The sequence below is a fragment of the Pseudoalteromonas sp. TAE79 genome, from assembly GCF_000498015.1.
Lineage (GTDB): Bacteria > Pseudomonadota > Gammaproteobacteria > Enterobacterales > Alteromonadaceae > Pseudoalteromonas.
This window is the reverse complement of record NZ_AUTL01000216.1, coordinates 1-10,445: the sequence shown is the minus strand read 5'-3', so window position 1 is coordinate 10,445 and position 10,445 is coordinate 1. Positions and strand designations below refer to the sequence as shown.

The 10,445-nt window shown below is 38.7% G+C and carries 13 protein-coding genes; 7 read left to right on the top strand and 6 right to left on the bottom strand.

Annotation, left to right across the window (positions count from 1 at the left end; genetic code table 11):
• The 7 genes from L655_RS0116050 to L655_RS0116020 all read left to right on the top strand — a co-directional run.
• Positions 1–691, top strand: a 691-nt coding sequence (locus L655_RS0116050; protein ID WP_033012082.1) for a septal ring lytic transglycosylase RlpA family protein, incomplete at its 5' end; no start/stop codon positions are given.
• Between the two features lie 100 nt (positions 692–791).
• Complete coding sequence (locus tag L655_RS0116045) at positions 792–1,955, top strand: serine hydrolase (protein WP_010554697.1); 1,164 nt, start codon at positions 792–794, stop codon at positions 1,953–1,955.
• A gap of 175 nt (positions 1,956–2,130) precedes the next feature.
• Positions 2,131–2,409 (top strand): DUF493 family protein YbeD, encoded by a 279-nt coding sequence (ybeD, locus tag L655_RS0116040; RefSeq protein WP_002958517.1) that lies wholly within the window; start codon positions 2,131–2,133, stop codon positions 2,407–2,409.
• Between the two features lie 19 nt (positions 2,410–2,428).
• Positions 2,429–3,082, top strand: a complete 654-nt coding sequence (gene lipB / locus L655_RS0116035; RefSeq protein ID WP_024605578.1) for a lipoyl(octanoyl) transferase LipB — start codon at positions 2,429–2,431, stop codon at positions 3,080–3,082.
• On the top strand, positions 3,079–4,044 hold the full coding sequence (gene lipA / locus L655_RS0116030; protein ID WP_002958515.1) for a lipoyl synthase: 966 nt from the start codon (positions 3,079–3,081) through the stop codon (positions 4,042–4,044). The genes lipB and lipA overlap by 4 nt, the downstream gene beginning before the upstream one ends.
• Before the next feature lie 170 nt (positions 4,045–4,214).
• Entirely contained in the window at positions 4,215–4,454 is a 240-nt protein-coding gene (locus L655_RS0116025) for an RNA recognition motif containing protein (protein ID WP_024605577.1), read from the top strand.
• Positions 4,455–4,617: 163 nt separating this feature from the next.
• Positions 4,618–6,237 carry a M28 family metallopeptidase gene (locus L655_RS0116020; protein ID WP_024605576.1) on the top strand — a complete coding sequence of 540 codons (1,620 nt, stop codon included), beginning with the start codon at positions 4,618–4,620 and terminating at the stop codon, positions 6,235–6,237.
• A gap of 35 nt (positions 6,238–6,272) precedes the next feature.
• Here the strand turns inward: L655_RS0116020 and L655_RS0116015 are convergent, their stop codons facing one another.
• The 6 genes from L655_RS0116015 to L655_RS0115990 form a co-directional block, all read right to left on the bottom strand.
• Positions 6,273–7,220, bottom strand: coding sequence for a PDC sensor domain-containing protein (locus L655_RS0116015; protein WP_024605575.1), 948 nt, complete (start codon positions 7,218–7,220; stop codon positions 6,273–6,275).
• Between the two features lie 220 nt (positions 7,221–7,440).
• Positions 7,441–7,656 carry an EF-hand domain-containing protein gene (locus L655_RS0116010; protein ID WP_024597051.1) on the bottom strand — a complete coding sequence of 72 codons (216 nt, stop codon included), beginning with the start codon at positions 7,654–7,656 and terminating at the stop codon, positions 7,441–7,443.
• Positions 7,657–7,736: 80 nt separating this feature from the next.
• Positions 7,737–7,943: a hypothetical protein gene (locus L655_RS0116005; RefSeq protein ID WP_024591130.1), complete on the bottom strand. Its 207-nt coding sequence runs from the start codon at positions 7,941–7,943 to the stop codon at positions 7,737–7,739.
• A gap of 169 nt (positions 7,944–8,112) precedes the next feature.
• A complete protein-coding gene (locus L655_RS0116000) occupies positions 8,113–8,325 on the bottom strand; it encodes a calmodulin (RefSeq protein ID WP_024605574.1) in 213 nt (70 codons plus the stop codon).
• Between the two features lie 615 nt (positions 8,326–8,940).
• On the bottom strand, positions 8,941–9,156 hold the full coding sequence (locus L655_RS0115995) for a TIGR02450 family Trp-rich protein (RefSeq protein WP_002958506.1): 216 nt from the start codon (positions 9,154–9,156) through the stop codon (positions 8,941–8,943).
• Positions 9,157–9,458: 302 nt separating this feature from the next.
• Positions 9,459–10,445: IS110 family transposase (locus L655_RS0115990; protein ID WP_024604568.1), on the bottom strand; the 987-nt coding region annotated here is incomplete at its 5' end.

Sequence of the window (10,445 nt, the reverse complement as noted above, 5' to 3'; positions counted from 1 at the left end):
TAGCCGCTATAGCATGCGCCATGATGCAGCACCACTTAGAGCCCCGACTACACTTGAGATGCAAGACGCTATAGTTACCGAAGTAACTAAAAGCGCCAGCGCTAGTCGCCCATATACAGTGCTTGGTAAAAGTTATTCACCCATGCTTGATGAAACAGGCTTTAATGAAGAAGGCATTGCCTCTTGGTATGGTCGTAAATTTCATGGTTATCACACTTCAAATGGTGAAACGTATGATATGTTTGCCATGACCGCAGCGCATAAAACGCTGCCACTACCTAGCTTTGTTAAAGTAACCAATACAGCAAATGGTAAATCGGTAATCGTTCGCGTGAACGACCGTGGCCCATTTCATGACGATAGAATAATTGACCTTTCGTACGCAGCCGCTTACAAGCTTGGCTATTACACCCATGGTACAGCAAAGGTTAAGCTAGAAGCCGTTACGCTTGCGGGCGCAACTGCGCGTCAAACCTATATTCAGGTAGCTGCAGGTAGTACACTTGCTAATATTGAAGCGCTTGCCAGCACATTGCGAGAGCAATACAAATTACCAACAAATATCGTTCAAAAAGACGACATTTACAGACTGCATTTAGGGCCAATAAAAGACACCCCTCATGCAAACGAAGTATTAAAAAAATTAAAACAAAATCAATTTCAAAACGCGTTCTTGCTTTACACTCAGTAAGACTAATACCCAAACTATCCCCAGGATGCTCGCATCTTGGGGTGGTTTGGGTATAAAATGGCGTAACGCGAATCTTTAACTTTAACCATTAATGAGTATGATGAAATCTATTAAACATAAAATCCTCAAAGGTGTATGCGGCCTAGTTTGTACAGCCGCCGTATTTTCAGCCAGCGCCCAAATTATTCCGGCACCACCTCAAGTTAATGCAAAAGGTTATTTTTTGGTCGACTTTACAACAGGTAAAGTTATTGCTGAAGGTGAAGCCGATACACAGCTAGCACCTGCAAGTTTAACTAAAATGATGACCAGTTATGTAATTGGTACTGAAATTAAAGCAGGTAATATTGCCACTACCGATATGGTAACGGTAAGCGAAAAAGCATGGGCTAAAAACTTCCCAGAATCTTCAAAGATGTTTATTGAAGTAGGTAAGCAAATTAGTGTTGATCAGCTTAACCACGGTATTATTATCCAATCAGGTAATGATGCATGTGTTGCAATGGCTGAGCATATTGCTGGAAGCGAAAGCGCATTTGCTGATTTAATGAATGCCCATGCTGCTAAATTAGGTATGAGCAACAGCCACTTTATCAACAGCCACGGCCTTGATACTGACGAGCACTTCACAACGCCTCGCGATATGGCGACACTTGGTGCTGCACTTATTCGTGATGTGCCAGATGAATATGCACTTTATAAGCAAAAATCGTTTACTTATAACGGCATTAAGCAATATAACCGTAACTCATTATTGTGGGACGAAAGCTTAGATGTTGACGGTATTAAAACTGGTCATACATCAGAAGCTGGCTACAGCCTAGTTACCTCAGCAACTAAAAACGATATGCGTTTAATTGCTGTTGTTATGGGTACTACCAGCGAACGAGCTCGTAAAGTAGAAAGTAAAAAACTACTTAACTATGGTTTTCGTTTTTATGAAACAATTACTCCGTACAAAGCAGGCGATAGCTTTGCAGAACAACGTATTTGGATGGGTAACAAAGAAAATGTATCTTTAGGTATTTTAGAAGATACACCGATTACTATCCCACGTGGTCAGCATAAAAACCTTAAAGCTAACTTTGAGCTAGATAACACACTTGAAGCACCCCTTGCTAAAGGTACTAAAGTAGGTACGTTATTCTTACAACTAGAGGGCGAAGATATTGCTCAATACCCACTAGTCACACTTGAAGAAGTGGAAGAAGGCAGCTTCTTTAGCAAAATTTATGATTACTTACGTTTACAGATCATGCAGTAATTTATAGCTTCCCTATTAACTAGGGTAACTAATTTAAACGTCTCCACTGTGAGGCGTTTTTTTTTGCTTGAAAAATGTTAGAATGCGCCCCATATAAGCAAGACTGCTAATTGCCTATCTGTATTAAGCTTCGAGCTTGCATAGAGTCCACACTTTTGTATGAGGAGTCACCGTCGTGGTTCAACCTGTTAAAGATACTAAATTTGATGAGTACCTAGAGTACCCTTGCCCATTTACATTCAGAATAATGGGTTTAGCTAATGTAAACTTAACTGATCAAATTTTAGCTAAGTTACAACCAATAGCACCTGGCGATTACGCCCCTAAAGTAAAACCAAGCAGCAAAGGTAATTACGAGTCAGTAAGCCTTGTAGCAACGGTTACCAGTGGCAAACACATTGAAGAAATTTACAACGTGATCAGCAATATTGATGACGTACGCCACATGCTTTAAGCCATAGTTGAGATTTGTTGTGAACGAAAACACTTTGATCGTACGCCAACTGGGTCGTCAGCGTTATATGCCAATTTGGCAAAAAATGCAGGACTTTACCGACACCCGTGATGAAAATACGCCAGATGAAATTTGGCTTGTAGAGCACGAGAGTGTATTCACCCAAGGTCAGGCTGGTAAGGACGAACACTTACTAGCTCCTGGCGACATTGAGGTGATTAAAGTTGACCGTGGCGGACAAGTAACTTATCACGGCCCTGGCCAGCAAATGATGTATGTATTATTTAATCTACGTCGTTTAAAGATTGGTGTACGTGAACTGGTTACATGGCTTGAAGAGTGCATTATTGAATCACTCGCCGAGTATAGTATTGAAGCTTATGCTAAAGCTGATGCACCCGGTGTTTACGTTAACGACAGCAAAATTGCATCCCTTGGGTTAAGGGTTCGTCGTGGTTGCTCGTTTCATGGCTTAGCATTAAATGTTAACATGGACCTAAGTCCATTTTTACGCATTAACCCATGTGGTTATGCGGGCATGAATATGGTGCAAACTAAAGAATTAGATGGTCCTCAAAACCTAGAAAGTGCAGGTGAAGGATTGGTGAAACACATGATCAAGAAGCTTAATGCAACACAGGTTAAGCATACTGAAGGGTTTGAAAACGAATGAATAAACCAGTCAAAATGGAACCAGGTGTAAAACTACGCGACGCAGAAAAAATGGCGTTGATCCCAGTAAAAGTTTTACCTACAGAAAAAACTGAAATGTTGCGTAAGCCAGAATGGTTAAAAATTCGCTTACCTAAATCAACCGATCGCATTGACGGCATTAAAAAAGCGCTACGTAAGCATGGCTTACACTCGGTATGTGAAGAGGCTTCGTGCCCTAACCTATCTGAATGTTTTAACCACGGTACAGCTACCTTTATGATTTTAGGTGCAATTTGTACTCGTCGTTGCCCATTTTGTGATGTTGCTCATGGTCGCCCATTAAAACCTGATGCCACTGAACCTGAAAAGCTAGCACTTACTATTAAAGATATGAAGCTAAGCTACGTTGTAATCACTTCAGTTGACCGTGATGATTTACGTGATGGTGGTGCACAGCATTTTGCCGATTGTATTCGCGAGATTCGTAAACATAATCCAACTATTACTATCGAAATTTTAGTACCTGATTTTCGTGGCCGTATGGACCGCGCACTAGAGATATTAATCGAGACGCCACCAGATGTGTTTAACCACAATCTTGAAACTGCGCCACGTTTATACAAACTAGCTCGCCCAGGTGCTGACTACAAATGGTCATTAGAATTACTTCGTCGCTTTAAAGAAGCTCACCCAGAAGTTAAAACTAAGTCAGGCTTAATGGTAGGTTTAGGTGAAGAAATTAGCGAAATTGAAGAAGTACTTCGCGATTTACGTGCACACAACGTTGACATGCTAACTGTAGGCCAATATCTACAACCATCTAAGCATCACTTACCGGTTAAACGCTACGTGCCACCAGTAGAGTTTGACGGCTTAAAAGCGTATGCAGACGAAATTGGCTTTACTCACGCCGCTTCTGGCCCGTTTGTGCGTTCAAGCTACCATGCTGATCAACAAGCAGCGGGCAAAGAAGTGAAATAAGTAAACTTAAGTATTAAACTACTTTTATGGTAAAAAATGCCGTTAGTTAATAAATTAAACTAATGGCATTTTTGTATGTGATAAGTTTTTTTTACCATTTATCAAATAAAATTAGGTTAAACCCATCTAAGTTGAGATAATTAGCACTGACATAATTATTTAGGTTCATTATGAAACTATTAGTTCGTAACTTGTCTCGTGCTACCACTGAGCATGAGCTTCGTACTTTATTTGCAGAGCACGGTAAAGTGACTACCTGTAACTTAGTACTTGATAAAGACACTGGCCAATCTAAAGGCTTTGCCTTTTTAGAAATGCCAAACGACATAGAAAGCAAAAGCGCTATTAAAGCACTTAACCAATCTACTGTTGATAAAAGTAAGATCCGCGTGAAATTAGCGGATGCTTAAGTAATAATTTATTACTTAAAGTTAAAAGAACCAGCTTGCGCTGGTTTTTTACTAATGGCTGATAGCTAATCTGCAATTGCGTGAAAAGTTCTCTATAAAAATTCGACATCGCTGCAGTGCTTCCTTTATATTGAAAGCCCAATTAAATAACAATATGAAGACTATGGCATATACTCTTTTAAAAAGCGCTAGCCTAAGCCTGCTAGTTGCACTCTTTGGCTGCTCAGAGCCTGCAAGCAAACAAACCCCATTAGAAAATACAGCCGGTGTAAGCCTTAGCAATATTAAACAGCATATTAAAACGCTAGCCTCTGATGACTTTGAAGGCCGAGGTCCACTTACTCATGGCGAAGTGAAAACAGTAGGCTACTTAAGTGAGCAATATAAAGCACTGGGTTTAATCGGTGCTTATAAAGGTAAATACTTACAGCCTGTAAAAATGGCAATGGTGACAGCTAATCAGGATATGCAGTTAAAGGTAGGTGATTTAAGCTTTAAATCAGGTAAAGACTTTACTGCGCGTACTGAGCAACTTCAGCCATTAATTGATGTACGTAACTCTGACGTTGTATTCGTTGGCTATGGTATTAATGCGCCAGAATATAAGTGGAATGATTATAAAAATATTGATGTAACGGGTAAAACAGTGGTTGTGCTCGTTAACGATCCAGGTTTTGCTTCTCAAAACGATGCCCTTTTTACTGGCAATGCAATGACCTACTACGGTCGCTGGACTTATAAATATGAAGAAGCCGCTCGCCAAGGTGCAAAGGCTGTATTTATTGTTCATGAAACAGCACCTGCGGCATACCCTTGGGGCGTAGTTGAAAGTTCAAACACCGGCACTAAATACACGTTAATGGATAACAATTTAAACGCGTCTAAATTACCGGTTATGGGCTGGCTAACACTTGATGCGACTGAGAAAATGTTTAACGCCGCAAAGCTTAACTATCAAGATTTAAAACAAGCAGCATTAAATGATGACTTTAAAGCCACGCCACTTAACTTAAAAGCAAATCTTGCCTTTAAAAACGAAGTATCGCATGCCAAATCGCATAACGTAATTGCACAAATTACAGGTAGCGAATCACCTGACGAATACGTTGTTATAAGCGCTCACTGGGACCACTTTGGTACTAAACAAACTGATACTGGCCCTAAGATTTATAACGGCGCAGTAGATAACGCTTCAGGCACTGCAGCCACGCTTGAAATAGCACGCATCATGAGCAAAATGAATAAGCAAAAACCGTTTAAACGCTCAATTATTTTTGCTAACTTTACAGCAGAAGAAACGGGGTTAATTGGTTCTGAAGAATTTGCATCGGGTGCGGTTGTACCTACAAAACAAATGGTCGGTCTATTAAATATTGATGGCATGAACGTGCTTGATGGCACTGACTACATTTTACAATACGGTAAAGATTTATCGACAATGGAAAACTATTTAGCAAAGGCTGCAAAATCACAAGGCCGTGTTGTTAAAATGGATCCTCGCCCGCAAAATGGCTTGTTTTTTAGATCTGATCATTTCTCACTTTCTAAGCAAGGCGTGCCCAGTCTATTATTTATGAGCCTGGGCGATACCGACTCTGACTATATAGCGCATAAGTACCATAAAGAAGCAGACGACTACTCAGCTGATTGGTCGTTAGGTGGTGTTAAGCAAGATATAGATCTTATTGTTGATATAGCCACTCAACTTGCAAACAATGGCGATTGGCCAAAGTGGACTAGCGAGTCTGACTTTAAAGCCAAACGCGCGCAAGATAAGCAATAAATAACTATTAATAGTTATGTAATATAAAAATCCTCCTACTTGGAGGATTTTTGTTTTAAACGAGCCCGCATTAATAGCGTTTCGGCCTTTGCCCCTAAATAAACATAAATAGCCAGTGCAATTAAAAGCCCCACCACTGCCAGCATCATCGCTATTGCAGGCATTAAATATTCCGATTGCCCCAGCGCCGCTTTAAACATAGTTAACAACGCCTCAATTGATATAGCAATTAACACGGTAGATATAAATCGTGTAATAGTGCGCCGCGTAGATGAGTGCCTAAAAATATCCTTATGCATAAGAATTTCTTCTTCGAGTATTGTTTTACCTAAATCGAATACTGCTAATGCTAGGGTGATGTAAATAATGATACTAAAGGGTTCAAGTGGATCTGATGAGGTATCTACATGGGTTAATAGCGCGTATATATCACTAAAAACGATATTCAGTAAAAATAATACTAAGCAAAATAAGCACGCCACAATAATACCGTAACCCGCTTTAAAGTAAGGCGACATATTAGCGCGCGCAGTATCACCCATTACAAACTCAATAAGCTGCGTTAAGCTCACATCAACGACCAAGTAATGTTGATTATTAATTGGTTTTTTTAGTTCTTTAATCGCCGATATACATAAATGGTTAGTCGCTATAGAAATGTAGGGATCAGTAAAGCACACCCTATCACTTGTTTTAGCGTTCAAAAAATAGGGTCGCTCGCTTAAATCTTGTTGATTACCACTTTCACCTAGTTTTTTGCTATATGCCCGTTTAAAGCAGACATTATTACCCTGCTGCAAACCTTCTGCATTTAAACAATATTGTAATTCTAGAAATGGGTACTGCTTAATCAGGTAGCGAGTATCACGCTCTTTAGTTAACCCATCCTCAATACTCATCAAGATAGATTCAAGTAAACTGTGTATTACATGCTCATATTCGTGGTAGCGCTCAACACTACTGATATAACTCATTCGCGCCATTTTAAATACTCATTAACCTAAGTTATAAATAGATTTGCAAGTTTAAAACCAACAATAAAATAACTTAACAATCAGTAACTTGACACTATTCAAACTCAAGTTTTGCACTACTTTGGTGACTAAATAGTAATATATTAAATTAAATGCACAAAAAAGCAGCTAAGTATTAATTACTTAGCTGCTTTGTGAGTATGACTGGTAAGGTTCTACATAGAGCTTATTACTGAACCTTCGAAAACTCTTCTTTAGATAACTCGCCATTTCCATCTGTATCTAATTGATCAAAAAGCTGTACTAGTTGCGAGTTTACTTGGGCTTCTGTTTTGCTAATTACGCCGTCGCCATCTGTATCAAAAGAATCAAAATCTACCGCAGCAAACGCCGCTGAAGAAGAAGCTAGGGCTACAAGAGCTAAAGTTTTATGTAATGTTTTCATAATCGTTTCCTTAGGCTTTGAGCCTGATTAGGGGTAAGAAGTCCTTTTCAAAGATCCTTTAGGAGTAAAGTGTCTATAAATTAATATTCAAAAAAATCATTTTCTGTCGGACCACCGCTACTTTGAACATTCAGCTCGTCAAATTGCTCTATCACTTGCGCCGATTCTTCAGAGCGACTAATTGAAGCGTTGTCGTCTGCGTCGAGTGTTTCAAAGTCTGTGTTTGCAAATACTACTGACGAAGAAACAATAGCCATAAGTACAAATGTTGATTGTAGCTTTTTCATAATTTAATCCTTCAAAAGTATGCGGTGTCCTAAATAAATTTGCTCTATAGTGCTCTCTAGTCACTTCCTGGTTATTCTTTTTAGTAGGCTCCCTTGCCTATTTAGGTTGTCTTTGGCAACTCAGAATTTAGATTACATCACAGAGCATTAACTACTTAAGGCTCTGAAATTAGGCCTCAGAGAACTCATCTTCTGATAACTCACCATCTTGGTTTGTATCGAGTTCTTCAAATTTGCTTAAAAGCTCAGCATCTACTGATGCTTCGGCTTGGCTAATTGCGCCATTACCGTCTACGTCTAGCGTATCAAAATCTGTTGCTGCAAAAGCCGCTGATGAAGAAGCTAGCGCCATTAGTACTAGTGTTGATTGAAATGTTTTCATAATAGTATTCCTTCATTGGGTTGTTGCGATTAGGCCTTTGGCTTTCATCACGTTTTGCTTAATACACTCTAGGTATTACAACTTCGGTGCCACTTTTTATTTATTATTTAAAAACAATAAGTTAAATGATATAAAGCGAGAAAAGCTTAATTTGGGGAGGTGTTATTGTTGCTATTTAGCAACAGCCATTTAACTAAAAACAATAAAGCACTATAAATCAATTGGTTAAGTTTAATTAAAAAGACACACTTTTGCTAAAAAGCCAATAAGAGGGCATTTTGGTTAGCCCTCAAAATAAACTGAATATGAACATGGAAATTACATAGGATTTATTCACGTCTATTAAAAAATTAATTCCTTTATGATTAGTTAGTTACATTAATTTTGAGATTTATTATAAAAATTTTGAAAGGATATTTTGAAATTAACTGTTTTGTTGCCAAATGGCGAATTTACCTAGAAAGGTTTCAATGTTAAAGCTAAGTTGTAGCATTCAACTCATAATTTGATGCGTTGTAAAATATAGGTTCGCTTGACTTAAGCAAACCTACATCGTGTATCAGCTATCTGCAAAAGTGCCGCAATTAGAGAGAGGTAAAATTACATAGATTTAAACTACTTCCACCCTTGCAGCCACTTTTGGTTATCTTTTAAATCGCGCCAACTAATTGGATATTGATTTTTTGACATAACAGCCTCAGTAATACATTCAATTACATTACCGTCTTCATCAAATTCCACCTCAACAATAATGAAGTGTTTTTCTTTATTTATAGCAGGTGTTGCGGTCCATTTACTATTCAATAATTTTTTAGGGTTTAATTTATTCATTTAATATAGCGACTCTTACTAGTAAATTTATAAGGCAACTATACGACCCCAATACCTACTTAGTTCATATATGGTCTCCTCCAGTATTGCAAGGTGTCATTCAACGATAGCAGGGACAGGTTTGCTGTCATATATACGGTCTTTTAGTGAAGATTATTACTTCTGACCTTGATGTAATCCGCGCATATTGTCCTGATCAGGTTATCGGTATTTACTACCACTGAACTCTATAGGTTTTCAATATGCAGGTTTGACCTGTTATGTCATCGTTTTAGCCACTTACGCAATTCTTTGAAGAGTATTTATACGGGTGAGTAACTCTCACCTGAAGCGCTAATAGCCCAAGCCATTCTCGCCATCTTGTTGGCATAAGCTACACATGCTCGATTATGCCCTCGAGTTTGAACCAGTCGGTTTATCCATTGACTTAATTTATCATTCTTCGTTTTTGCTCTTGAGACAACCGCTTTTGCTCCTTGGATCAACAGGCACCTTAAGTAGCTATTTCCTCGCTTACTTATCCCAAGTAAAGTATCTTTCCCGCCACTACTGTGTTGACGCGGAACGATACCTAAAGACGCTGAAACATCGCGGCCTCTTTTATAGTTACTGCCATTTCCAACTTCATTGAAATAGGCGCTTGATACCATAGGACCAAATCCAGGTATTGTTTGGATCCGTTGGCAAATATCATTATTTTTTGCTGTTTCAACTATTAATGTACTGTAAGTTTCAATGCAGCTGTCTAAGTTACTCAATTGTGTTTCTAACTGCTTTAGTACCGCTTTAAATGCGCCTGATAATCCGGTATTTTCATCTTCTAAAATTAGGGGGATACTTTTGCGTATTGTGTTTATACCCTGATTTAAAATAATTCCGTATTCAGCAGTTAAGCCTCGGATTTGATTGCATAGTGCCGTTCTTTGTCTGACCGCTAATTCTCTCGCTTTGTGCTGTGCTTGGTTATCTTGTTGCTCAACTGATTTTATACAGACACTCTTAATATGATGTTGTTTTGAAGCAACGCTAATTGCTAAAGCATCGTTATAATCATTTTTATTGCCAACTAAGAAGGCTTTTACATGCTGAGGTGGAATAAGCTTTATCTGATGACCACATTTTCTGATTTCTCGAGCCCAAAAATGAGAAGTTGCACAGGCCTCTAAAGCAACTAAACACGTAGTGTGTTGTTGGAAAAAAGATAACACTTGCGCACGCTTTAACATTTTCTTTTTAACTAAGCGCCCTTGTTCATTGCAGCACACCACATGGAAAAATCTTTTTGCTAT

Excerpts from the sequence above, each read along its gene's own strand:
- L655_RS0116045 (WP_010554697.1), top strand. The coding sequence starts at position 792 with ATGAAATCTATTAAACATAAAATCCTCAAAGGTGTATGCGGCCTAGTT.
- lipA (WP_002958515.1), top strand. The coding sequence starts at position 3,079 with ATGAATAAACCAGTCAAAATGGAACCAGGTGTAAAACTACGCGACGCA.
- L655_RS0116025 (WP_024605577.1), top strand. The coding sequence starts at position 4,215 with ATGAAACTATTAGTTCGTAACTTGTCTCGTGCTACCACTGAGCATGAG.
- L655_RS0116020 (WP_024605576.1), top strand. The coding sequence starts at position 4,618 with ATGGCATATACTCTTTTAAAAAGCGCTAGCCTAAGCCTGCTAGTTGCA.
- L655_RS0116015 (WP_024605575.1), bottom strand. The coding sequence starts at position 7,220 with ATGGCGCGAATGAGTTATATCAGTAGTGTTGAGCGCTACCACGAATAT.
- L655_RS0116010 (WP_024597051.1), bottom strand. The coding sequence starts at position 7,656 with ATGAAAACATTACATAAAACTTTAGCTCTTGTAGCCCTAGCTTCTTCT.
- L655_RS0116005 (WP_024591130.1), bottom strand. The coding sequence starts at position 7,943 with ATGAAAAAGCTACAATCAACATTTGTACTTATGGCTATTGTTTCTTCG.
- L655_RS0116000 (WP_024605574.1), bottom strand. The coding sequence starts at position 8,325 with ATGAAAACATTTCAATCAACACTAGTACTAATGGCGCTAGCTTCTTCA.
- L655_RS0115995 (WP_002958506.1), bottom strand. The coding sequence starts at position 9,156 with ATGAATAAATTAAACCCTAAAAAATTATTGAATAGTAAATGGACCGCA.